This window comes from Chromobacterium sp. Panama (assembly GCF_003052555.1).
GTDB lineage: Bacteria > Pseudomonadota > Gammaproteobacteria > Burkholderiales > Chromobacteriaceae > Chromobacterium.
Window position 1 is genome coordinate 2,264,147 of sequence record NZ_QARX01000001.1, and the last position, 21,411, is coordinate 2,285,557.

24 protein-coding genes are annotated in these 21,411 nt (G+C 64.7%); 12 read left to right on the plus strand and 12 right to left on the minus strand.

What is annotated here, in order from left to right; genetic code table 11:
- The first annotated feature begins 5 nt into the window (after positions 1–5).
- Positions 6–1,397 (plus strand): efflux transporter outer membrane subunit, encoded by a 1,392-nt coding sequence (locus tag DB032_RS10125; protein ID WP_233246674.1) that lies wholly within the window; start codon positions 6–8, stop codon positions 1,395–1,397.
- A 52-nt stretch (positions 1,398–1,449) separates the two neighbouring features.
- Here DB032_RS10125 and DB032_RS10130 read toward each other — a convergent pair whose 3' ends face one another.
- The 3 genes from DB032_RS10130 to DB032_RS10140 all read right to left on the minus strand — a co-directional run bounded on the left by DB032_RS10130 (position 1,450) and on the right by DB032_RS10140 (position 3,654).
- A complete protein-coding gene (locus DB032_RS10130; RefSeq protein ID WP_107799378.1) occupies positions 1,450–1,710 on the minus strand; it encodes a hypothetical protein in 261 nt (86 codons plus the stop codon).
- A gap of 507 nt (positions 1,711–2,217) precedes the next feature.
- On the minus strand, positions 2,218–3,189 hold the full coding sequence (locus DB032_RS10135; RefSeq protein WP_107799379.1) for a hypothetical protein: 972 nt from the start codon (positions 3,187–3,189) through the stop codon (positions 2,218–2,220).
- 54 nt (positions 3,190–3,243) lie between these two features.
- Positions 3,244–3,654, minus strand: coding sequence for a CesT family type III secretion system chaperone (locus DB032_RS10140; RefSeq protein WP_081544576.1), 411 nt, complete (start codon positions 3,652–3,654; stop codon positions 3,244–3,246).
- A gap of 274 nt (positions 3,655–3,928) precedes the next feature.
- Between DB032_RS10140 and blaCRH the strand changes: the two genes are divergently transcribed.
- Positions 3,929–4,801, plus strand: a complete 873-nt coding sequence (gene blaCRH / locus DB032_RS10145; RefSeq protein ID WP_107799381.1) for a CRH family carbapenem-hydrolyzing class A beta-lactamase — start codon at positions 3,929–3,931, stop codon at positions 4,799–4,801.
- A gap of 32 nt (positions 4,802–4,833) precedes the next feature.
- Here the strand turns inward: blaCRH and DB032_RS10150 are convergent, their stop codons facing one another.
- Positions 4,834–5,694 (minus strand): methionyl-tRNA formyltransferase, encoded by an 861-nt coding sequence (locus tag DB032_RS10150; protein WP_107799382.1) that lies wholly within the window; start codon positions 5,692–5,694, stop codon positions 4,834–4,836.
- Between the two features lie 312 nt (positions 5,695–6,006).
- Between DB032_RS10150 and DB032_RS10155 the strand changes: the two genes are divergently transcribed.
- From DB032_RS10155 to DB032_RS10175, 5 genes are all read left to right on the plus strand, one after another.
- Positions 6,007–6,660 carry a hypothetical protein gene (locus DB032_RS10155; protein ID WP_107799383.1) on the plus strand — a complete coding sequence of 218 codons (654 nt, stop codon included), beginning with the start codon at positions 6,007–6,009 and terminating at the stop codon, positions 6,658–6,660.
- Between the two features lie 209 nt (positions 6,661–6,869).
- A complete protein-coding gene (locus DB032_RS10160; RefSeq protein ID WP_107799384.1) occupies positions 6,870–7,154 on the plus strand; it encodes a hypothetical protein in 285 nt (94 codons plus the stop codon).
- A gap of 145 nt (positions 7,155–7,299) precedes the next feature.
- The gene (gene dapF, locus DB032_RS10165; protein WP_107799385.1) at positions 7,300–8,130 is read left to right on the plus strand and encodes a diaminopimelate epimerase; all 831 of its coding nucleotides are present in this window, start codon (positions 7,300–7,302) and stop codon (positions 8,128–8,130) included.
- A 67-nt stretch (positions 8,131–8,197) separates the two neighbouring features.
- Entirely contained in the window at positions 8,198–8,851 is a 654-nt protein-coding gene (locus DB032_RS10170; protein WP_107799386.1) for a DUF484 family protein, read from the plus strand.
- Entirely contained in the window at positions 8,848–9,417 is a 570-nt protein-coding gene (locus tag DB032_RS10175) for a hypothetical protein (RefSeq protein ID WP_107799387.1), read from the plus strand. Before DB032_RS10170 ends, DB032_RS10175 begins: the two co-directional genes overlap by 4 nt.
- 92 nt (positions 9,418–9,509) lie before the next feature.
- On the opposite strand, the gene DB032_RS10180 is transcribed toward DB032_RS10175, so the two are convergent.
- The 7 genes from DB032_RS10180 to DB032_RS10210 all read right to left on the minus strand — a co-directional run bounded on the left by DB032_RS10180 (position 9,510) and on the right by DB032_RS10210 (position 16,198).
- Positions 9,510–10,091 (minus strand): YceI family protein, encoded by a 582-nt coding sequence (locus tag DB032_RS10180; protein WP_233246675.1) that lies wholly within the window; start codon positions 10,089–10,091, stop codon positions 9,510–9,512.
- 32 nt (positions 10,092–10,123) lie between these two features.
- The gene (locus DB032_RS10185; protein ID WP_107799388.1) at positions 10,124–10,681 is read right to left on the minus strand and encodes a YceI family protein; all 558 of its coding nucleotides are present in this window, start codon (positions 10,679–10,681) and stop codon (positions 10,124–10,126) included.
- Entirely contained in the window at positions 10,678–11,241 is a 564-nt protein-coding gene (locus DB032_RS10190; protein ID WP_107799389.1) for a cytochrome b, read from the minus strand. The genes DB032_RS10185 and DB032_RS10190 overlap by 4 nt, the downstream gene beginning before the upstream one ends.
- A 260-nt stretch (positions 11,242–11,501) precedes the next feature.
- Positions 11,502–12,467, minus strand: a complete 966-nt coding sequence (locus DB032_RS10195; protein ID WP_107799390.1) for an ABC transporter permease — start codon at positions 12,465–12,467, stop codon at positions 11,502–11,504.
- Entirely contained in the window at positions 12,467–13,573 is a 1,107-nt protein-coding gene (locus tag DB032_RS10200) for an ABC transporter permease (RefSeq protein ID WP_233246676.1), read from the minus strand. The genes DB032_RS10195 and DB032_RS10200 overlap by 1 nt, the downstream gene beginning before the upstream one ends.
- Entirely contained in the window at positions 13,570–15,096 is a 1,527-nt protein-coding gene (locus tag DB032_RS10205; RefSeq protein ID WP_107799391.1) for an ABC transporter ATP-binding protein, read from the minus strand. Before DB032_RS10205 ends, DB032_RS10200 begins: the two co-directional genes overlap by 4 nt.
- A gap of 118 nt (positions 15,097–15,214) precedes the next feature.
- Entirely contained in the window at positions 15,215–16,198 is a 984-nt protein-coding gene (locus DB032_RS10210) for a BMP family protein (protein WP_107799392.1), read from the minus strand.
- A 492-nt stretch (positions 16,199–16,690) separates the two neighbouring features.
- Between DB032_RS10210 and DB032_RS10215 the strand changes: the two genes are divergently transcribed.
- The 5 genes from DB032_RS10215 (at position 16,691) to DB032_RS24405 (ending at position 19,939) form a co-directional block, all read left to right on the plus strand.
- Complete coding sequence (locus DB032_RS10215; RefSeq protein WP_107799393.1) at positions 16,691–17,458, plus strand: tRNA pseudouridine(65) synthase TruC; 768 nt, start codon at positions 16,691–16,693, stop codon at positions 17,456–17,458.
- A 21-nt stretch (positions 17,459–17,479) separates the two neighbouring features.
- Complete coding sequence (locus tag DB032_RS10220) at positions 17,480–18,328, plus strand: 23S rRNA (adenine(2030)-N(6))-methyltransferase RlmJ (protein WP_107799394.1); 849 nt, start codon at positions 17,480–17,482, stop codon at positions 18,326–18,328.
- Positions 18,329–18,495: 167 nt separating this feature from the next.
- Positions 18,496–19,050 (plus strand): thymidine kinase, encoded by a 555-nt coding sequence (locus DB032_RS10225; protein ID WP_107799395.1) that lies wholly within the window; start codon positions 18,496–18,498, stop codon positions 19,048–19,050.
- Positions 19,051–19,187: 137 nt separating this feature from the next.
- Positions 19,188–19,766, plus strand: coding sequence for a LexA family transcriptional regulator (locus DB032_RS10230; RefSeq protein WP_107799396.1), 579 nt, complete (start codon positions 19,188–19,190; stop codon positions 19,764–19,766).
- Between the two features lie 17 nt (positions 19,767–19,783).
- The gene (locus tag DB032_RS24405; protein ID WP_167604380.1) at positions 19,784–19,939 is read left to right on the plus strand and encodes a hypothetical protein; all 156 of its coding nucleotides are present in this window, start codon (positions 19,784–19,786) and stop codon (positions 19,937–19,939) included.
- Positions 19,940–20,210: 271 nt separating this feature from the next.
- On the opposite strand, the gene nagZ is transcribed toward DB032_RS24405, so the two are convergent.
- Complete coding sequence (nagZ, locus tag DB032_RS10235) at positions 20,211–21,299, minus strand: beta-N-acetylhexosaminidase (RefSeq protein WP_107799397.1); 1,089 nt, start codon at positions 21,297–21,299, stop codon at positions 20,211–20,213.
- Positions 21,300–21,411: the final 112 nt, after the last annotated feature.

A 21,411-nucleotide genomic window follows, 5' to 3' on the forward strand; every position in this document is an offset into this window, starting at 1 on the left:
AACCCATGAAAACACAAAGCCTTACGCTGGCCTGCGCGTTCTTGCTGGCCGGCTGCGCGCTGGGCCCGGACTACGCCAAGCCCAAGCTGGACGTGCCGGCTGCATACAAAGAGGACGGCCGCTGGAAAAGCGCCCAGCCGCAAGATGCAGTGCCTCGCGGCGACTGGTGGCGCATCTACCAAGACCCGCGGCTGGACCAGTTGATGGACACCCTGAACCGGCAAAGCCCAGGCATCGCCCAGGCCGAAGCCCAATACCGCCAGGCCCAGGCCTTGCTGAAGCAGGCCGAAGCCGGGCTCTTTCCCAGCCTGGGCCTCAGCGCCGGCCAAAGCCGCGGCGTCAGTTCCCCCGGCCAGGCCACGTCCACCAGCTATAACCTGAGCGCCAACGCCAGCTGGGAGCTGGACCTGTGGGGCGGCCTGCGCCGCTCCGTGGAAGCCGGCTCCGCCAAAGCCCAAGCCAGCGCCGCGCAACTGGCGGCGATACGCCTCAGCGCCCAGGCGCAGCTGGCCACCGCCTATCTGCAAATCAGCGTCGCCGACCTGCAACTGCGGCAACTGCAAGCCAATGAACAAGCGCTGGCGGAAACGCTGAAGCTGACCCGCAATCAATACCAGGCCGGCATTGTTTCCGACGCCAACGTGGCCCAGGCCGAAAGCCAATGGCAAAGCGCCCAGGCGCAGCGGGCGGACAAACAGCTAACCCGCGCCCAGCTGGAACACGCCATCGCCGCCGCGCTGGGGCAGACACCGGCCAGCTTCAGCCTGCCGGCGCCCGGCGCCGAACCGCGCTTGCCCAGCATCCCCGCCGGCCTGCCCTCGCAACTGCTGGAACGCCGCCCGGACATCGCCGCCGCCGAACGCGCGGTGGCGCAGGCCAACGCCGAAATCGGCGTCGCCCAGGCCGCCTTCTTCCCCACCCTCACCCTGTCCGCCAGCGGCGGCTATCGCGGTGCCAGCTTCGCCGACTGGGTCAGCCTGCCCAACCGCGTCTGGTCGCTGGGCCCGGCGCTGGCGCTCAGCCTGTTCGACGCCGGCCTGCGCAGCGCCCAGAAAGAGCAAGCCGTCGCCGCCTACGACGCCAGCGTCGCCGGCTACCGCCTGACCGTGCTGTCCGCCTTCCAGAGCGTGGAAGACAATCTGGCCGCGCAAAGACTGCTGGGCGAGGAAGCCGCCTCGCAACAGGCCGCGCTGGACGCCGCCCGGCGCGCGGAAACCATCGCGCTGAACCAGTACCGCGCCGGCACCGTCAGCTATCTCAATGTCTTAAGCGCGCAAAGCGGCCGCATCAACGCGGAAAGCACGCTGTGGAACGTGAAGAACCGGCAATACGCCGGCAGCGTGGCGCTGATCGCCGCGCTGGGCGGCGGCTGGCAGGTGCCGACGCCGGCCCCATAGCGAGCGGCGGCGCCTAGGGCGGGAGATTGCAAGACTCGCGGAGCGCCCCCTCTCACCCCTCATCGCTCAAAGCCGTGGCCGCCTCCTCACGCACATTGTCCAGCATGCCGTGGTAGTCCTCCATCGCCCAACGCACCAGCCGGCACAGCCCGGCAATCGGCACACCGTCCTCGGCATCCAGACTCAGGCACAAGCGCTCCGCCGCCTCCACGGCGGGGACCACCAGGTCCAAAGCCTCCAGCCCCAGCTGGCTCGCGTCCAGCACGCGGCCCAGCAACTGCCGGCGCTCGTCTACCTCGCATAGGGCGTTCATAGCCGCGCCTCCTGTGGCCAGGACAGCGGATCAAGAGAAAAACGGGGAGAAAAAAGGAAGGATCGCATCGCGGCCTCCAAGTCGTTTCCTGAGAGAAGGCCCGCTCGAGCGGCAGGTTTGAGCAGGCTCGTGACAAGGGTAGAAGACCGGTTCACTCGACCAAAGACCGGTAGCCCGTTAAGGCTCCCTGCCACGGCCCGCCCAGGATGGGCATGCATGGCAGCAGACGTAGAAGTGCCAAAGCGGACACCTCCTGTCTGCGATCAAGTGACTCTGGGCTTCTACTCCCGGCGCGGCGTGATTGGGTGCAGCGCGAGCCACAGGGTACTGAGCCGGGCAAGCAGCGTCAAGGCGCCGGCGTCGCGGACGGAAAGAAAGCCAAACGGCGTGCATCCCGAGCAGGAGCACGCCGTTTCCACAGCCACCCATCAGACGGATGGGCCATGGCTAACAAAACTCAGTTTTACGACCTAGGCAAGTCGGCGCAACGCAGGATCAGGGGGTTTGTTAGCGGGTCTTATTGAACCAGCCCGCCATCTGCAGCTTCTTGACGTTGACATTGCGCGCCGGGCTGTCCTTGCCCAACACCTGATCGAACTCGCGCATCGCCGCCAGATAATCGCCCTTCAAAGGCTCCGGCACAAAGCGATAGCCGCCCTTGACGTAGTCATGCACGATCTCGCTCATCACGCTGCGGCACACCGCGCCGCGCTCGCCCGTCTTGAACATCAGGCCAAAATCCACCGGCACCACCTTGCCGCCCTCGGTTTTGACGAAATTGGCCGAAGACGGGTCCCCCATCATGAAGCCCAGGCGGAACAACTCGCCCACCGCGCCCTTCACCTCCTCCGTGGTCGGCGTCGAGCCGGCGATAAAGGGCATCGCCAGCGTATCGCCCTGCATCCGCGCCTCCGGCAGGGCCCGCTGGCTGGCCTTGAGATGGCTGTTGCACATCGCCAGCTCATGAGCGACGGCGCCCTTGTCCATCGCCTTGAAGGATTTGACCACCATATCGCCGGCCTGCTGCACTCGGCCGCGAGAGCCGGCGGCGCTGAAACCCTTGCCGGCGCCATCGGCCTCGGCGCGCGGCGCGGACTGAACCGGCCGCTTCTCCGCCACTGGAGCGGTCTCGTCGGCAAAACGCAAACGGCGGGTGCGGCTAGCGGCAGCCGGCTCATCCGCCTGCCGCTCGGCGCGACGGCCATTGGAGACGGTATTCAGGCTGGTGATCAGATCGACCAGGCGGAAACGGCGCGACCCCGACTCCGCCTGCTGCGGGTCCAGCTGGCGCAGAAACTCGCTGGCGCGTCGGGTCTGATCCGGATGCAGCAAATAAGAACGGCCGGTGTACAGCACCAAAGTGCCGTCCTTGCGCATGCCGATGCGCGCCTTGTCGGCGTTCACATCGGCGCAGCTCTCGCGCAAAGCCTGGGCGGAGTGCAGCCCGCGCATGGGGATATGGGTGGAAATCGTGCTCATGAGTGTCCTTTTCTTAGGAGTTTGCCCATCAGGGCTTATAGGCGGAACAAGGGTTTAACAAACGACAAGTTCGTCCACCGCCGACAACAACTCTTCGGCGCAGACAATCACGGCGTCCAGGGCGGACGCCATCGACGGCAAATCGCAGCCCTGGCACGGCAAACGCAACCAGCAGCCCAACCGCTCGTCCTGATCCAGGCTGACCACCGGCTGCCAGGCTTGAATCGCCAGCTGATTGCGGCGCAAGGCCTGCGCCAACACGGCGGGACCGGGCGACGGCAAGGCGTCGCCAAGGTCCGCCTGCATGAACCAGCTATCCTGATCGAGACAGACAAAATGGAGGGAGAAGCGCTGCTCCAACTGCAGACTGAGCACCTCCTGATCCGCGGCCAGTTCCGGCGCGTCAAAACCCAGGTGTTGCAACAGCTCCGCGACGCAGCGATGAAAAGCGATCAGGTCCGGCATGAAAATCGCTACAAGCGAAATGGCGAATGCCGCTTTATACCTTCGCCGGTGCGCGACGCACTTCCAGAATTCGCCCAAGCGCGCCACCTGCGCCGGCATGACGCAGTCCCTCCTCAGACGGCTCCGCGCCTGATTACGCCCGGCGGCGACACCCCGCCTCACCGCTGCCGCCGGCGCAAAAAGTTACAGACGTTACAGTTTGCGCGATTTACAGCCCAAGCCTTCGCCATCAGGATAGCGCCACACTTTCCCACCAGACAGAAGGACCCAAACCATGTTCAAGCATCTGATTTTATTCGCATCGCTGGCCGCGCCGCTGACCCAGGCCGTCGCCGCGGACCCGCTCGCCGTCGCCGCCGACAAGCTGGCAAAACTGGAGCGCGACTTTGGCGGCAGCATCGGCGTCTACGCCATCGACACCGGCTCCGGCGCCACCGTGGCCAATCGTCCCAACGAACGCTTTCCCATGTGCAGCTCCTTCAAAGGCTTTCTGGCGGCGGGGGTGCTGGCGCAGAGCCAAGCAAAACCGGGCCTGCTGGACAAACGCATCCGCTACAGCAAGACGACTCTGCCTAACTGGTCCCCGATTACGACTAAAAACCAGGCAAACGGCATGACCGTGGCCGAACTCAACGCCGCCTCCGTGCAATACAGCGACAACGGCGCGGCCAATCTGCTGCTCGAGGAAATCAACGGCCCCGCCGCGCTGACCGCCTTCATGCGCTCCATCGGCGACGCCAGCTTCCGCCTGGATCGCCGGGAGCCGGAACTGAACTCCGCCATCCCCGGCGACCCGCGCGACACCTCCACCCCCAAGGCGGTGGCGGAGAGCATGCAAAAGCTGACGCTGGGCAAGGTGCTGCCGGAGCCGCAACGCCAACAGCTGGCGGACTGGCTGAAAGGCAACACCACCGGCAACGCCAGAATCCGCGCCGCGGTGCCGGCCGGCTGGGATGTGGGGGACAAAACCGGCACCTGCGGCGTCTACGGCACCGCCAACGACTTCGCGGTGATCTGGCCGCCCAAGCGTGCGCCCATCGTGCTGGCGGTCTACACCAAGCACGCCAAGAAAGAAGCCAAGCACAGCGACGAGGTGATCGCCGCCGCGGCGCGGGCGGCGTTGGAAGCATTCAACGTGAAGAAATAAGGCGGGATGAGGCGCGGCCGAGGGGCCGCGCCTCACCCCCTCAGCCGGCCGCTGACGCCGCCGGGCGGGTTCAGGCTCCATTCGCTGATCAGCACCATGCCGTCGGCGGCGGCCACCAGGAGGCTCAGCGCATTGGACAGGATCAAGGAGCCCGGCGGGTAAGCGTGGCTCTCTCGCCAGCCTTGCGCGCGGTGCACGTGCACGGTGACGCCGTTGACCGCGGCCAGGCATTCGAAATCGCCGAAGGCGCGCACTCGGCGCATGACGTCCTCCACCGGCAGGCTGAAATCCAACACCCGTTCTTCGTCCCGCCACAGCGGCCAATAGCTGCTGTTTTCGCCTTGCGGCTGGGCCTGATCCCATAAGGAGGCGAAGTCGCCGGCCACTCGCCCCGCCAGCCGGTACAGCGCCAGTTGCAGTTTCGCGTCCAGCGATTCATGAGTTTCGTCCGGCCTCAAGGCGAACTGCTCCTGCGCCAGCACATCGCCGGCGTCCATTTCCCGGGTCAATTGGTGACAGCTGCAGCCCCATTGCCTATGGCCGTCCAGGATCGCCTTCACCATGGGGTAAGGCCCGCGGCCGATGGGCAGCGGCGACGGATGGAAGTTGACCGCGTAATTCAGATAAGGCTCCCAGTCCGGCACCCGCCAGTTGTAGCTGGCCACCAGCAGGACTTCGCAATCCTGCTCCGCCAGCTCCAGCAAATCGCGCTCGCGCATCCGCGACAGCTGCACCGGCACGCCCAGGCGCTCCGCCGCCGCCAGCGACTCCTTGTGGTGATGCATGCGATGGTCCACCGGGGTGCAGAACAACTTCAACGGCTGCCAGCCGGCGTGCAGGAACACGTCCAGCACCGGCTTGAAGCGATCGGACAAGGTAATGGCAAAACGCATGACGGCATCCCGGCGGTTCAGAGGGCTGACTTGTTTATAACAAGACCATCCGAACGAGACTGCTTGTCTCACGGAAATTAACAGAATCTCCCCGCAAGGCTGGCACGCCGTTTGCAACTGGCAACGGGTCAAGTCCTTGTTCTGACGCGAAAACAGGCCAAACTCGCCGCCAGACGGCAATTCTCTCCGCCACGGCGGCATGGATTGCCGCCCGCGCCGGCAAAACGTCAGAACCAGGCCGGCAATGGAAGTCGAGCTGCTCCGTGAGGCTCACGACCGACAACTCCATCATGACTTTGCGGGAGAACATTCATGTCAGTCAGCAATACCAGCGGCATCGACGCCGGCGGCAACGCCTGGCAACAACGTAAAGCCGTTCACCAGCAGCGCCGCCAGGATTTCCAGACCATGATCAACGACGTGCGGCAAGGCGATCTGGGCGGCGCGCAGCAAGCCCTCGCCAGCCTGCAGTCCGCGGCGTCCGGCGGCGCGACAAGCGGCTCAAACGCCGCCAACGCCGGCGGCCAGGACTTCGCCAGCCTGATCAACTCCATGCAGACCGACGGCAGCGTCGCCGCCGCCGGCGACGCGTCAGCCAGCAATGCCGGCGGCAACGGCGATCTGGCCGTGCTGTTCCAGCAGATGCTGAGCCAGTTGCAGGCGGCCAGCTTCGGCGGTTCGGGCAATAGCGACGCCGACGACGCCTTAAGCGCGCTGAGCGGCGCTTCCTCGGCCTCATCGCCCAACTCGCTATTCAACAACCTGGGCCAGGATCTGGGCAGCGGCAACCTTAAGCAGGCACAGCAGGATTACCAGCAGTTGCAGCAAAGCTTGCAGACGGCGGCGCAAAACCAGCCGCCTCACCATCGCCACCATCACCATGGCGGCGCTCAGGTCCAGGCTGCGCTGGCCGCCTACCAGGCCAATAGCGGCGACGCCGGCCAGACTCAAGCTTCCGCGGGCTGAGCGCCCTTTTCCCGCCGGACCTCGGTTTAAGCCGGGTCCGGCTAATTATTTTTACCGTTGAAATGAAAATCCATTCCACGCCGATAACGCCGCCCGCCCTCTCTCCAAGGCCCCGCGCCGCGGACACCGCCGCCTTCGACCCCGAGCTTGCGCCGGCCGCCCCGGAGCCGACGCCGGAGCCCGCTCAAACCAGCCGTCCACGCCTGGACATGGCGACGCTGGTCCGGCTGCTGCTGATGCAAATGCAGCTCAAGCTCAGCCAGTCCGGCGACGCCGCCGAGGACACGCTCAAACTCGCCACCGGACAAGACGCGCCGGCGTCTTCGTCCGGCTCGCTGATCGACGACGCCGGCCAGGCCGCCGCCGCCGACGCGCAAGCCGCCGCAGTTCAAGCCGGCGGCGAAGCCATGCCGCAGACGGCCGCGTCCAGCGCCGCCCTGCAGGCCTACGCCGGCGCGGGCGCCCCGCCCGGCAAGCCGCTGAGCAGCGCCTGAGCGCGCGCCTGTACCTCTATCTACGCCACTGTGCTAACCTGCCTTATTGGCGGCGACGCCCCGTCCGCGCTTCCGCGCGCGCGGCCCGCCGCCCGACCGCCGGCCCGATAGCGGGCCGCTTGTTTACGCAGGATCTGGCGCGCCAATGAAATTGCACTTCACCAAAATGCACGGCCTCGGCAACGACTTCATGGTTGTCGACGGCGTGAGTCAAACCATTCCCCTGAGCGCGGAGCGCATCCGTCAGCTGGGGGATCGCCACTTCGGCATCGGCTTCGATCAATTACTGCTGGTGGAGCCCCCGCGCTCTCCGGACAACGATTTCCGCTACCGCATCTTCAATAACGACGGCGGCGAGGTGGAGCAATGCGGCAACGGCGCGCGCTGCTTCGCCAAATTCGTGTCCGACCGCGGCCTCACCGCCAAATCGCGGATCCGGGTGGAAACCGCCAAGGGCGTGATCGCGCCGGAGTATCTGGGCGACGGCCAGGCCCGGGTGGACATGGGCCGGCCGCGCTTCGCTCCGGACGAGATTCCGTTCCAGGCCGAGCGCGAGGCGGTATGCCACGATTTGCAAGTCGAGGATGCGACCTTGTCGGTCAGCGTGGTGTCGATGGGGAACCCCCACGCGGTGCAGGTAGTCGCAGATGTAGCCTTGGCTCCGGTGACGCGCGTCGGCGCGGCCATCGAAAACCATCCCCGCTTCCCGGAACGGGTCAACGCCGGCTTCATGCAGGTGCTCGCCCGCGATGAAATCCGTCTGCGCGTGTTTGAACGCGGCGCCGGCGAAACGCTGGCCTGCGGCACCGGCGCCTGCGCGGCGGTGGTGGCCGGCATCCGCCGCGGCCTGCTGGACCGGCGCGTGCGGGTGCACACCCGCGGCGGCGAACTGACGGTGGAATGGCCGGCCGACGACGCCGCGGTCACCATGACCGGCCCCGCCGTCACCGTGTTCCAGGGCGAAATCGAGATTTAACGGCCCGCCGCCGGCAAACGGCGGCGGGCTCGCAACAACAACACAGCCGTATAGGGGGTTATGAATCATGCAGACAGATGATGTGCTGGCGTTTTTGGACCAACACCCGGACTTTCTCGCCCACCATGCCGAAAGACTCGGCCTGAAGTCGGGCGGCGCGCCGCAAGACCGCGTGGTGGTCTCGCTGGCGGAACGCCAAATGCTGGACCTGAAGGACCGCAACCGCCAGTTGGAATCGCGTTTGCAGCAGTTGATCCGCCACAGCGAAGCCAACGACCGCATCATCGCCAGCGCCCATCAATTGGCGCTGACGCTGCAAGCCTGCCTGAGCCTGCAAGACGTGCTGAACGCGCTGCCCGCCTGCTTCGCCGAGCATTTCAAGCTGAAGCGCGTGGCGCTGCGGCTGTGGCATCCGGCGGCGGAGTCCGCCGGCCCGGCCTACGACGCCCGCAGCGAGGTGGCCGCGCTGGCGCGCAATCTATCCGCGCCCTATTGCGGCCCCTACGTCAACGACGACGTGCTGGCCTGGTTCCCGGCCGCGCCGGTATTGCAGTCCTTCGCCCAACTGGCGCTGCGCGACGACAAGGGCCAGGCCTTCGGCCTGCTGGCGCTGGCGTCGGACGATCCGCAACGCTTCACCTTCGACATGCACACCCACTACCTGGCCCAGATAGGCGAGCAGGTGTCCGCCGTCCTGGTCCGCGTACTGGAGGCTCAATGACGGCGACGCCCACCGGTTGGTTCCTGCTCGTTCTGGTCGCGCTGTTCTACCTGCACATTCTGTGGCGCTTGATCGCCAGCCGCGACGGCATCGCCCAGCTATGCTTCGCGGCGTCCTTCTTCATCCTGGCGCTGATCTTCCGCGCGGACCCCTTCCTCACCGTGCTGTCGCCGGTGTTGCTGCCCTTCTGTTACGCCTACGCCTGGCTGGGCATCGCCGCCGTGCTGTGGTCCGCCAGCAGCTTGCGGGTCAGCCGGCTTGGCCTGGCCTTCCCCGAACGCCAGCCGCAGCTGGCGGCGCTGATGGCCAGCCAGCTCAGCCTGCATCTGGGCATCGTCGCTTTTTCACGCTTGCTGGACTGGCGGCCGCTGCTGTCCTATCTGATGGCTCCGCCGCTGATCATGGTCGTCAGCTACGCCTGTTACCGCGCGCTCTTGTACGTGATGCGCCGTCAGCCGGAAGCGCGTCTGCCCTGGACGGTGTTCGGCGGCATGACCGTGATCAGCCCCCTGCTGGTGATGTGGCTGTCCGATTGGCTGGCCCCCATCGTGCTGGGCCTGACCTGATCCCCCGCAACGGCGTCCATAAAAAAACCCGAGTCTTTCGACTCGGGTTTTTTTGACGCCGGGCAAGGTCTCCGGCGCTTTATCGAATCGGCTTATTTCTTGCCGGCTTCGATGGTGATGTTCAGCTGCAGATCGTCGCCCACCGCCGGCGCGTAAGCGCCCACGCCGAACTCGCTGCGCTTGATGGTGGCGGTGGCGTCGGCGCCGCACCACGGCTTCTTGGCCATCGGATGGGAATCCACGCACTTGAAGTTGGTCACCGTCAGCGTCACCGGCTTGGTCACGCCGTGCAGGCTCAGTTGACCGTCCACCGCCGCCAGCTTGTCGCCGTTGAAGGTGAATTTGTCGGATTTGAACGTGATGGTCGGGTACTTCTCAACGTCCAGGAAGTCCGGGCTGGCGATATGCTTGTCGCGCGCCGCCCAGCCGCTGTCGTGACTGGCGGTCTTGATCACAATGTCCACCGAACCGGTTTTCTTGGCCTGGTCCAGCACCACGGTGCCCTTGGTATCGTTGAAACGGCCGCTCAGCGTGGAAAAGCCCAGGTGGCTCAGCGAGTAGCCGGCATGGGTGTGCGAGCTGTCCACTTCGTAAGTGACCGGGGCGGCTTGCGCGCTGCCCAGCACGCCCAGCGTCATCACGGCGGCAAACAGAGTCTTCATTTTGGTCGTCACGTCGGTTTTCTCCAGGGTAAAGAAAGGCAAGATCACTTGCCGGTCAGAACGAATTTGTATTTGACGGTCACCAGATCGGCGATCGCCTCGGTGTCGTCCCAAGCGCCGTCGCCCACCTTGAACTGCAGGCGTTGCAGCGGGAAGCTGCCTTGCAGCGTGGTTTCATTGCCCGCGCTGGCGGCGGTGAAGGTGGACACCACCTCGCGGCTGACGCCCTTCAGGCTCAGGGTGCCGCGGGTTTCGAACTTGCCGCCGCCCAGGGCCTTCACCGATTTGGCGGTGAAGGTGGCCTTGGGCAGGCTGGCGATATTGAAGAAGGACGCGCCGCGCACCGTGGTGTTGCCGTCGGCGCTGCCCACGTCCACGCTGCCCAGGTCCACGGTGAACACCGCCTTGGTGGCCTCCGGCTTGGCGGCGTCGAAGCTGACGTTGGCGGCGAAGCTCTTGAAGCGGCCTTCGGTGGGCACGTTCATCTGCTTGAAGGCAAAGCCCAGCGTGCTCTTGGCCGCGTTCAGCGTTTGCGCGGCCTGGGCCGGCGCCATGGCCAGCGCCACGGCGGCGCTCAGGGCGAGGGAAGTCAGAAATTTCATGCTTGAGGATCTCCTTTGCGACAGGACGGCAACATCCGCGCCAGTGTGGCGTCGCGATCGATAAAGTGATGTTTCAATGCCGCCAGCGCGTGCAGGCCGACAATGGCGACGATGGCGTAAGCCATCAGCGCGTGGCTCCAGCCCAGCACATGGCCCAGCGCTTCGTTCTTGTCCACCAGGTCCGGCAGTTGCACCAGGTTGAACCACACCACCGGGTAGCCCTTGGCCGAGCTCATCAGCCAGCCCACCAAGGGCATGGCCAACATCAGCGCGTACAGCAGCACGTGGATCAGACCGGCGGCCTTGAGCTGCCAGGCCGGCTGCCCGGGCAAAGGCGCCGGCGCGCCGCGGCGCGCGCGCCAGACCAGGCGCAGCACGGCCAGCGCCAGCACGCTGATGCCCACCCATTTGTGCCAGGCGATCAAAGAGGCTTTCAGTTTGAAACTGGCCGGCGAAGTGATTTGCATGCTGTTGAAATACCAGCCCATGATCAGGGCGGCAATGATCAACAGCGCAATCAGCCAGTGCAGGGCTATCTGTGTCGGACTGTAGCGTTGCATCGAATTCCTTATTACAAATGAGCGGCAGATTAAAACTTATCATGCCCGTTAATCATAAAAGCGCTCACATTGCCGTCATAGCGAAATTATTAGCGCAAAAGATTCAAATTTTCTGAACAACCGCCAGGCGACGCAATGGCGGTTGAGATTGGGAATCACTATGAATAACAAACGACGGCAAGGTTCCCGTATGCGATATAAAACAAAAAACCGCCAGGGGCAAAGCCCGCTGGCGGTTTCCGACCTGGCTCAAAAGCCGGTCAACGGCTCTTGACGAAGGGAATGCCTATCGCTTTGGGCGCCACCGCGCGGCCGACGAAGCCCGCCAGCAGCAAGACGGTCAGCACATAGGGAATCACCGCGATGGCCTGGGACGGGATCTGGCCGATGCCCGGCAGCGCCACGCCTTCCAGGCGGATCTGGATGGCGTCGGCGAAGGCGAACACCAGGCAGCCCAGCACCGCCGGCAGCGGCTTCCATTTGCCGAAAATCAACGCGGCCAGCGCCAGGAAGCCCTTGCCCGCCGTCATTTCCTTGATGAAGCTGCCGGTCTGGTACACGGACAGATAGGTGCCGGCGATGCCGCACAACACGCCGCCCCAGAACAAGGCGGTGTAGCGCACCCTGGCCACCGAAATGCCGGCGGTGTCCGCCGCGTGCGGGTTCTCGCCCACGGCGCGCAGACGCAGGCCGAAGCGGCTCTTGTACAACACCCAGGCCACCAGCGGCACAATCAGGAACAGAGTCAGATACACCAGGATGCTGTGGCCGGACAGCAGCTTGCTGTACAGCTGGCCCAGCAACGGCACCTCGCGCAGCTCATGGGCGAACGGCAGCGCGATCTCGTGGAAGCGGCCTTCATCCGGCAGCTGCGGGGTATTGCCGCCCTGCTGGAACCAGGCCAGGCCCAGCACCGGGGTGATGCCGGAAGCGACGGTGTTGAGCGCCATGCCGGAAATCAGCTGATTGCCGTTGTAGGTGACGGACACGAAGGCGTGGATCATCGCCATCGCCACCGAGGCGGCGATGCCGCAGGCCATGCCTATCCACGGGTTCTGAGTGGCGAAGGCCGCGGCGGCCGCGGCAAAGGCCGCCACCAGCATCTTGCCTTCCAGGCTGATGTCCACCACGCCGGAACGTTCGGAGAACATGCCGGCCATCGCGGCCAGGATCAGCGGCGTGGCCACGCGCAGCGTGGAATCGAGCAGACTGAAGAAGATTTCCATTATTTGTCGTCCTTGCGCTTGAACAGGCCGGCGATGAACGGCTCGAACAGGTTTTCCAGCGCGCCGCAGAACAGGATGATCAGACCCTGGATGAAGATGATCATCTCGCGGGTGATCATCGGCTTCTCGAAGGACAGATCGGAGCCGCCCTGGGTCAAGGCGCCGAACAACAGCGCGGACAGGATGATGCCCACCGGGTGGTTGCGCCCCATCAGCGCCACGGCGATGCCGACAAAGCCCACGCCGTTGGTGAACATCACGTTCATGCGGTGGGCGGAGCCCATCAGCTCGTTGACCGCGGCCAGACCGGACAGCGCGCCGGACACGCACATGGCGAGGATGATGACGCGGCTGACGCTCATGCCGGCGTAGCGGGCGGCCGGTTCGCTGGTGCCCACGGTGCGCAGTTCGAAGCCCCAACGGCTATGCCACACCACCAGGTAGAACAGCGCGGCGGCCAGCAAGGACATCACGAAGCTCAGGTTCAGCGGCGAGGTGGGAATCTCCACGCCAAAGCGCGCCGCCACTTCATGGATGGCGGGAATCCAGGCCGCCTGGCCGAATTCGCGCGTGGTCGGGTTCTGCGAGCCGGCCTCGATCAAGTGATGGCTGATCAGGTACAACATCAAGGAATAAGCGATGAAGTTGAACATGATGGTGGTCACCACGATGTGGCTGCCCCGCTTGGCCTGCAACCAGCCCGGCACGAAGGCCCAGGCCGCGCCGAAGCCCATCGCCGCCAGGATGGCCAGCGGCACCAGCACCGCCGGCGGCAGGCTGTGGTCGAAGCCCAGCACCACCAGGGTGACGCCCAGGCCGGCCAGATAGGTCTGGCCTTCGCCGCCGATATTGAACAGGCCGGCGTGGAAAGCGGTGGCCACCGCGAGGCCGGTGAAAATGAAGCCGGTGGTGTAGAACAGGGTGTAGCCTATGCCCTCGCCGTAGCCGAAGGCGCCGTTGATCAGCAGCTTCAGGCATTCCCAAGGGTCTTCGCCTATCAGCCAGGTGACCAGGCCGGTCACCAGCAGCGCCGCCATCAGATTAAGCGCCGGCAGCACCGTCAGTTGCGCCCAGCGCGGCAAGGTGGAAGGTTGTCCGAATTTCAATGCTTGTGCCCCCCCATCAGCAGGCCCAGCGAAATGGTGTCGGCGTCCTTGGCCGCCACTTCGCCGGAGATCTGTCCGCCGGCCATGACCAGGATGCGGTCGGCCAGCGCCAGGATTTCTTCTAATTCAACCGAGACCAGCAAAATGGCCTTGCCCTCGTCGCGCAGTTCCACCAGCCGCTTGTGAATGAACTCGATCGCGCCGATGTCGACGCCGCGCGTCGGCTGGCCGATCAGCAACAGGTCCGGATTGGCGTGGATTTCACGCGCCAGCACCACTTTCTGCTGATTGCCGCCGGAGAGCAGGCCCACGCGCAGCAGCGGATTGCCCGGGCGGATGTCGAATTGCTGGATGAAGTCGCGGGTGCGCGCCAGCAGCCGCTTGCGCGAATACCACGGGCCGCGGCCCAGGCCGGTTTCGCCGTGGTAGCCGAGAATGGCGTTTTCATAGCTGGAGAAGGCCTTGACCAGGCCCTCGCGCGAGCGGTCTTCCGGCACGTGGGCGATGCCCAGCTTGCGGTAGAGCGCGGCGCGCGGCTCGCCGCCGCAACGGCGCAGCAAATCCTCGCCCTTGTAGACCATCTCGCCGGCGCTGGGCTCCAGCATGCCGGCCAGCACTTCCAACAGTTCCGACTGGCCGTTGCCGGACACGCCGGCGATGCCGACGATCTCGCCGGCGCGCACTTCGAAATTCAGCTGGTCCAGCAGCTTGACCGCGCGCGCGTCGGTCAGGCACAGATTCTTGACGCTGAGCACCGCCGCGCCCGGCTCGCGCTCGGCCTTGTCCACTTTCAGGCTGACCTTGCGGCCCACCATCAAGTCCGCCAGCTTTTCCTTGTCCACGTCGCAGGTGGCGACATTGGCCACCACGGTGCCGGCGCGCATCACGCTGACGCCGTCGGTGATGTCCATCACCTCGCGCAGCTTGTGGGTGATCAGGATCACGGTCTTGCCCTGCGCCTTCAGCGAACGCAGGATGTGGAACAGGTGATCGGCTTCCTGCGGCGTCAGCACCGCGGTGGGCTCGTCCAGAATCAGCACGTCGGCGCCGCGGTACAGCGCCTTGAGGATTTCCACCCTTTGCTGCAGGCCCACGCCCAGATCGCCCACCAGCGCGTCCGGATCAACCTCCAGCGAGTAATTGCGGTTGAGCTCTTTCAGATGCTCGCGGGCCTCGTCCAGCCCCTTTTTCAGCACCAGGCCGCCTTCGGCGCCCAGCACGATGTTTTCCAGCACGGTAAAGGTGTCCACCAGCATGAAATGCTGATGCACCATGCCGATTCCCAGCGCGATGGCTTCCTGGCTGTTGCGGATCGGCGCTTCCTTGCCGTTCACCCGGATGGCGCCGCTGTCGGCTTGATAATAGCCGTACAGAATGCTCATCAACGTGGATTTACCGGCCCCGTTTTCGCCGATGACGCCATGGACGGTGCCCTTGGCGATTTTCATCGAGACGTCGCGGTTGGCTTTGACGGCACCAAAACTCTTGTTGATGCCCGCCAGCTCAATGGCAAACTCGGTCATGCTTATTCATATTCCCTGGTTAGGGTCAACCTGATTCCGCTCCGGCATGAACAAACAGGCACGATGGAATGCATCGTGCCTGCGTCCCCGAAACGGATCAGGGAAAACTCAGCTCAGCTTATTGCATCGGGCAACTGTTGTTGGCGCGGTAATCCACCACCTTGATCTTGCCGCCGATGATGTCCGCCTTGGCCGCGTTGATCTTCTTCTCCATCGCAGGAGTGATCACTTTGCGGTTGTTGGCGTCCAGCGCCCAATCCACGCCGGCCTCCTTCAGGCCCAGCACCTTGACTTCCGGCTTCCAGGAACCGTTCTTGGCGTCCTTGAAGGTGTTGAACACCGCCACGTCCACGCGCTTGACCATGGAGGTCAGCACCGAACCCGGGTACAGATGGTTCTGGTTGCTGTCCACGCCGATGGAGTACTTGCCGGCGGCCTTGGCGGCTTGCAGCACGCCCAGGCCGGTGCCGCCGGCGGCGGCGAACACCACGTCCACGCCGCGGTCGAACTGGCTCTTGGCCAGCTCAGTGCCGCGCGCCGGGTCGTTGAAGGCCTGCGGGGTGGTGCCGGTCATGTTCTGGATCACGCTGGCGTTCTTGTTGGTGAACTTGACGCCCTGCACATAGCCACAGCCGAAGGCGCGGATCAGCGGCACGTCCATGCCGCCGACAAAGCCCACCTTGCCGCTCTTGGAGGCCATCGCCGCGGCCACGCCGGTCAGGAAGGCGCCTTCTTGTTCCTTGAACACAATGCTCTGAACGTTGGAACCTTTTGCCACGGCGTCGATCAGAGTGAACTTGACCTTGGGGAACTCCTTGGCCACGGTTTCCACCGCCTGGGTGAAGGAGAAGCCGATGGCCACCACGATGTCGGCGTCGCGGCGCGCCATATTGCGCAGCAGCTGTTCTTTCTGGGCTTCGGACGCGATCTGGCCGTCGCGGTAGTTGATCTTGAATTCCTTCTTGAAACGCTCGGCGCCGTTGTACGCGGACTCGTTGAAGCTCTTGTCAAACTTGCCGGCCATGTCGTAGACCACGGCGGGCGAGAATTCTTTGGCGAAGGCGGAAGTGGACAACACCGCGGCCGCTACGGCAAAGCTCATTCGTTTCAGCTGGATTTTCATCTCTATGACTCTATGGAGTTTGTTGGTCAACCCGCACGTCGATCACCCCCTGTGGTTCCCGTGTCGTGCAGCGAAGCAAAGCGCCCGCCAACCCTTTGTCATGTAGCGTCGCAACTACACGCCTGGTTGCGCGGATGCGGTCCTGCCGCCATCCCGTGGCAAACGGGATCGCAATCGGCACAGACGCCGCCCTGTCATTCTTGTTTGAGCGCGGCGAATTGTAATGACGCACCCATGGCCTGTAAACAACTTCCTCTCTACTTTGAAATATCATGTCGCAACGAAAGCCGGCAAAGCCCGAGTCCGCGCACAAAAACGCCAATAGCATGACAAAACGCTGTTGTTTTCGCGTAATGGAAGCGTAAGACATAAAACTACAGCACAAGGGCATCGCCCGTCGCCCGCGCGCCTTCCAAAGCCGGCCGGCAACGCCTACAATGCCGGCCTTCCCCACCCGCTTCAAGCCGCCCCATGCTGCCCATTCTTTACCGCGACGACCGGCTGATCGCCATCCACAAGCCCTCCGGCCTGCTGGTGCACCGCACCGCGCTGGACCGCAACGAAACCCGCTTCGCCGTGCAGCTGCTGCGCGACCAGATCGGCCAGCGGGTCTACCCGGTGCACCGGCTGGACAAGGGCACTTCCGGCGTGCTGCTGTTCGCACTGGACAAGGACATGTGCCGCGAAATGAGCTGGCAGTTCGAACGCCAGCAGGTGGACAAGCGCTATATCGCCGTGGTCCGCGGCCACGCCGACGACGCCGGCCGCATCGACTACCCCTTGAGCCGCCGCCCGGACGATCTGGAATGGATAGGCGAAACCGTGGACACCACGCCGCAGGCCGCCGTCACCGATTACCGCACGCTGGCGCGCATCGAGCTGCCGATCGAGGTGGAACGCTACCCCAGCAGCCGCTACAGCCTGCTGGAGCTGACGCCTCACACCGGCCGCCGCCACCAGCTGCGCCGTCATCTGAAGCACATCGCCCACCCCATCATCGGCGACGCCACCCACGGCAAGGGCCGCCACAATCGCATGTTCGCCGAGCATTTCGGCAGCCGGCGCCTGCTGCTGGCCTGCGTCGCAATGCGGCTGAGCCACCCTGACAGCGGGAAGCCGCTCTGGCTGCAAGCGCCGCCGGCCGACGATTTCATGCAGCTTGCGGAACAACTGAGCTGGCGCGCCGCGCTGGAGGACGCGCTGCGCGGCCACGCCGAATCCGGTACAATTCGCGGCTGACGAACGCCATATCCCGCAGCCATGCTCAGTTACCGCCACGCCTTCCACGCCGGCAACCACGCCGACGTGCTCAAGCATCTGATCCAGATCGAACTCCTGAACTACCTGGGCCAGAAAGCCAAGCCCTACTGGTATATCGACACCCATGCCGGCGCCGGCGCCTACTCGCTGGTGGAAGGTTACGCCACCAAGAACGCCGAATTCGAATCCGGCATCGCCCGCCTATGGCGGCGCGAGGACCTGCCGGAAGCCGTCGCCAACTACGTCGAGGTAGTGCGCAGCCTGAACGCCGACGGCGAACTCAAGCTCTACCCCGGCTCGCCCTGGTGCGCGGCGGAAGTGATGCCGGCCAGCGATAAGCTGCGCCTGTTCGAACTACACCCCACCGACCACCAACTGCTGGCCGACACCTTCGCCGACGCCGGCCGCCGCGTGCAAATCCAGCAAGCCAACGGCTTCGAGGCGATCAAGGCGATTCTGCCGCCGCCGCCGCGCCGCGCGCTGGTGCTGATCGACCCGCCCTACGAGGACAAGCGCGATTACCAGCACGTGATCACCGCGCTGAAGGAAAGCCTGAAACGCTTCGCCACCGGCGTCTACGCGGTCTGGTATCCCTGCCTGCAACGCGCGGAGATGAAGGAACTGCCCAAGGAAATGAAGAAGCTGGGCGCCAAGAACTGGCTGCGCGCCGAATTGCATGTGCAAAAGCCGTCCAGCGACGGCTTCGGCATGCACGGCAGCGGCATGTTCATCCTCAACGCGCCGTGGACGCTGCCGCAGACGCTGCGCGAAGTGCTGCCCTACCTCGCCCAGCATCTGGCGCAGGATGCCGGCGCCAGCTATGTGCTGGAAACCGGCGGCGACCTTTAAAGAACCTATTTACGATCTACTGCGCGTCGTGGAGCGTTACACGGTGAGTACGGCTTCAGAATGCTCATGTACCTCTTGTACACTCCGCTTCTTCAACCGTTTTCACCTTGTCTCCCCTTAGCTCGCGAGATCGTAAACAGGCCCTAAGCCCCAGCGAGAACCCATCGATGGCAAAACTCTTTTTCCGCTACGCCGCGATGAACAGCGGCAAGAGCACCCAGCTGCTGCAAATCGCCAACAACTACGAATCCATGGGCAAGACCGTGGCGCTGTTCACCAGCGCGATGGACGACCGCTACGGCTTCGGCAAGATCACCTCCCGCCTCAATCTGCAGCGCGACGCCCGCACCTTCTCGCCGGAGCTGAACTTCCTGGCCGAGGATTTCGGCCAGACCGCCTGCATCCTGATCGACGAAGCCCAGTTCATCACCCCGGAGCAGGTGCACCAGTTGCATGAGCTGGCCCACACCCGCAACATTCCGGTGATCTGCTTCGGCCTGCGCACCGATTTCCGCGGCGAACCCTTCGTCGGCTCCGGCATGCTGCTGGCGCTGGCCGATGAAATCGAAGAGATCAAGACCATTTGCGAATGTGGCAAAAAAGCCACCATGCACATTCGCATCGACGCCGACGGCCGCCGCGTCAAAGAGGGCCCGCAGGTGGAAATCGGCGGCAACGCCCGCTACCGCGCGGTTTGCGCCCGCTGCTTCTACCGGCTCTGAAGCCGCCGCCCGCCCGCCGAAACCCGCCCGCCTCAGCGGGCTTTTTTGCGCCCGCCGCCGGCGCGCTCAAAAAAAACTTGCCCTGGGCTTTGATAATGTACACAATCAAATCTGCTTGCATTACAGAGGATTAGCCAATGAGCCATGGGGGCAAACGCAGCGGCGCCGGCCGCAAATCCAGCTACGGCGGCGACAAGACCGTCGCCCTCCGCGTGCCGGAACCGTTGAAACCGGTGCTGGAAGACTGGCTGCGCGATTACCGCAGCTGGCGCACCGCCCACAACGCCCAGGCCGACGACGTGCGCACCCTGGCGCGCCACCTCAGCGAGTTGTCGCTGCCGCTGTTCGCCAACAGCGTGCCGGCCGGCTCGCCGGTGGCGGCGGACGATCTCAAGGAAGACGACGTGGACCTCAACGCCAGGCTGGCGCCGCGGCCGGGCAGTACCTTCCTCGTCACGGTCAAGGGCGAATCCATGTTGGGCGCCGGCATCCACGACGGCGACCTGCTGGTGGTGGACCGCGCGACGGAGGCGCGCAACGGCAAGGTTGTGGTGGCGGCGCTCAATGGCGAACTGACGGTGAAGCGGCTGGAAAAAACCGCCAAGGGCATCCGCCTGCTGCCGGAAAACCCGGAATTTCAGCCGATTCCGGTGCCGGAAGACGCCGCCTTCCATATCTGGGGCGTCGTCACCAACGTCATCCACAAAGTGGACTGAACCTTCGGGAGAACACCATGGAACACACTCAAGCGCAGTACGACAGCATCAAGATGAAGTTCATGGACTGGCGCCGGCTGCCGCGCGCCTTCCGCGCGGTGATCCAGGGCCAGCCACAAGTGCTGGTCAGCCGCCCGGGGCGAGACTTCTACGTGCCGGTGCAGTTTGTTTAGCCACCTTTATTCGCCACGGAAACACACGGAAGACACGGCAAAAGACAACTCCTTCGGCCAGGAGGCCCACAAAACCTTCTACCGTCTTTGGTCCGTGTTTTTCCGTGTGTTTCCGTGGCAAAAGACGTTTTCCGCTCCCCCTTTAAGAGCGGCTAACATTGTCAGTTTCACGGCTGAGGCAAGGCGCGCCGACGCAGGCAGTACTTGAGTACGACAAGTCGGCGCAACGCAGCATCAGGGGTTTGTTAGCCGCTCTAAGCAAGCGTCACGCTTAATTGGCCTCGCCCACATCCGGCCCGCGCATCGCGTCCGCCGGCATGTTCAAACGCTCCACCTGGGCGCGCGCCGCGGCGAAGGCCGGGCCGGCCAGCTCCGCCGCCCAATCCGCCGCCTTGCCGGCCATGCGCTCCAGCCGCCGCGCCAGTTCCGGCTGCGCCGGCGGCCGCAGATGGGCCAGAATCAGATCGGTCTGCCGGGGATCGTTGCAGACCAGCACCATATCGCAACCAGCGGCCAAGGCCACGTCGGCGCGCTGCACGAAGTCGCCGGCACCGGCCGCGCCCTCCATGTCCAAGGCGTCGGAGAAGATCACGCCGTCAAAACCCAGCCGGCCGCGCAGCACCTGCTGCAGCCACACCGGCGAGAAACCGGCCGGCTGCGCGTCCACCGCCGGGTACAGAACATGCGCCGGCATCACCGAGCCCATGCCGGCGGCCGCCAAGCGGCCGAAGGGCACCAGATCGTCCGCCTCCAGCTCGGCCAGGCTGCGGCCGTCCTCCGGCATCAGATGATGGCTGTCGCCCTCGACAAAGCCATGGCCGGGGAAGTGCTTGCCGCAAGTGGACATGCCGCCGCGCGCCAGGCCGCGCTGCAGCGCCTCGGCCAACTCGGCCACAATGGCCGGATCGCGGTGGAAGCTGCGGTTGCCTATCACCGCGCAGCGCCCCCAATCCAGGTCCAGCACCGGGGTGAAGGACAGGTCGACGCCGCAGGCGGACAGCTCGGCGGCCAACACATAGCCCACGTTCTCCGCCTGCTCCAAGGCCGCCGCGCGGTCCTGCTCCCACATCCTGCCCAGCACCTGCATCGGCGGCAGACGGGTGAAGCCGTCGAGGAAGCGCTGCACCCGGCCGCCCTCGTGATCCACCGCGATCAGCAAATGCGGGCTGCGCAAGGCGCGGATTTCCGCGGTCAGCGCCTTCAGCTGTTCGATGTCCTGGAAATTGCGGCGAAACAGGATCACCCCGCCCACCAGCGGATGCGCCAAGCGCTGTTTCTCTTCGTCCGTCAGCCGCAGGCCGGCCACGCCCGCCATTACCGGCCCGCGCGGCAAGGCCGCGCTCTGTTGAGTCTGCTGCATCGGTTTGCTCTCTCTCTTAGAACCTGTTTACGATCCGCAACGCCTTGTGGAGCGTTACACGGTGAGCACGTCTTCAAAATGCTCATGTACCGTGTGTACACTCCGCTTTTTC

Bases quoted from the DNA above. Each gene is read 5' to 3' on its own strand.
- DB032_RS10125 (WP_233246674.1), top strand. From the start codon at position 6: ATGAAAACACAAAGCCTTACGCTGGCCTGCGCGTTCTTGCTGGCCGGC.
- DB032_RS10130 (WP_107799378.1), bottom strand. From the start codon at position 1,710: ATGAACGCCCTATGCGAGGTAGACGAGCGCCGGCAGTTGCTGGGCCGC.
- DB032_RS10135 (WP_107799379.1), bottom strand. From the start codon at position 3,189: ATGAGCACGATTTCCACCCATATCCCCATGCGCGGGCTGCACTCCGCC.
- DB032_RS10140 (WP_081544576.1), bottom strand. From the start codon at position 3,654: ATGCCGGACCTGATCGCTTTTCATCGCTGCGTCGCGGAGCTGTTGCAA.
- blaCRH (WP_107799381.1), top strand. From the start codon at position 3,929: ATGTTCAAGCATCTGATTTTATTCGCATCGCTGGCCGCGCCGCTGACC.
- DB032_RS10150 (WP_107799382.1), bottom strand. From the start codon at position 5,694: ATGCGTTTTGCCATTACCTTGTCCGATCGCTTCAAGCCGGTGCTGGAC.
- DB032_RS10155 (WP_107799383.1), top strand. From the start codon at position 6,007: ATGTCAGTCAGCAATACCAGCGGCATCGACGCCGGCGGCAACGCCTGG.
- DB032_RS10160 (WP_107799384.1), top strand. From the start codon at position 6,870: ATGGCGACGCTGGTCCGGCTGCTGCTGATGCAAATGCAGCTCAAGCTC.
- dapF (WP_107799385.1), top strand. From the start codon at position 7,300: ATGAAATTGCACTTCACCAAAATGCACGGCCTCGGCAACGACTTCATG.
- DB032_RS10170 (WP_107799386.1), top strand. From the start codon at position 8,198: ATGCAGACAGATGATGTGCTGGCGTTTTTGGACCAACACCCGGACTTT.
- DB032_RS10175 (WP_107799387.1), top strand. From the start codon at position 8,848: ATGACGGCGACGCCCACCGGTTGGTTCCTGCTCGTTCTGGTCGCGCTG.
- DB032_RS10185 (WP_107799388.1), bottom strand. From the start codon at position 10,681: ATGAAATTTCTGACTTCCCTCGCCCTGAGCGCCGCCGTGGCGCTGGCC.
- DB032_RS10190 (WP_107799389.1), bottom strand. From the start codon at position 11,241: ATGCAACGCTACAGTCCGACACAGATAGCCCTGCACTGGCTGATTGCG.
- DB032_RS10195 (WP_107799390.1), bottom strand. From the start codon at position 12,467: ATGGAAATCTTCTTCAGTCTGCTCGATTCCACGCTGCGCGTGGCCACG.
- DB032_RS10205 (WP_107799391.1), bottom strand. From the start codon at position 15,096: ATGACCGAGTTTGCCATTGAGCTGGCGGGCATCAACAAGAGTTTTGGT.
- DB032_RS10210 (WP_107799392.1), bottom strand. From the start codon at position 16,198: ATGAGCTTTGCCGTAGCGGCCGCGGTGTTGTCCACTTCCGCCTTCGCC.
- DB032_RS10215 (WP_107799393.1), top strand. From the start codon at position 16,691: ATGCTGCCCATTCTTTACCGCGACGACCGGCTGATCGCCATCCACAAG.
- DB032_RS10220 (WP_107799394.1), top strand. From the start codon at position 17,480: ATGCTCAGTTACCGCCACGCCTTCCACGCCGGCAACCACGCCGACGTG.
- DB032_RS10225 (WP_107799395.1), top strand. From the start codon at position 18,496: ATGGCAAAACTCTTTTTCCGCTACGCCGCGATGAACAGCGGCAAGAGC.
- DB032_RS10230 (WP_107799396.1), top strand. From the start codon at position 19,188: ATGAGCCATGGGGGCAAACGCAGCGGCGCCGGCCGCAAATCCAGCTAC.
- DB032_RS24405 (WP_167604380.1), top strand. From the start codon at position 19,784: ATGGAACACACTCAAGCGCAGTACGACAGCATCAAGATGAAGTTCATG.
- nagZ (WP_107799397.1), bottom strand. From the start codon at position 21,299: ATGCAGCAGACTCAACAGAGCGCGGCCTTGCCGCGCGGGCCGGTAATG.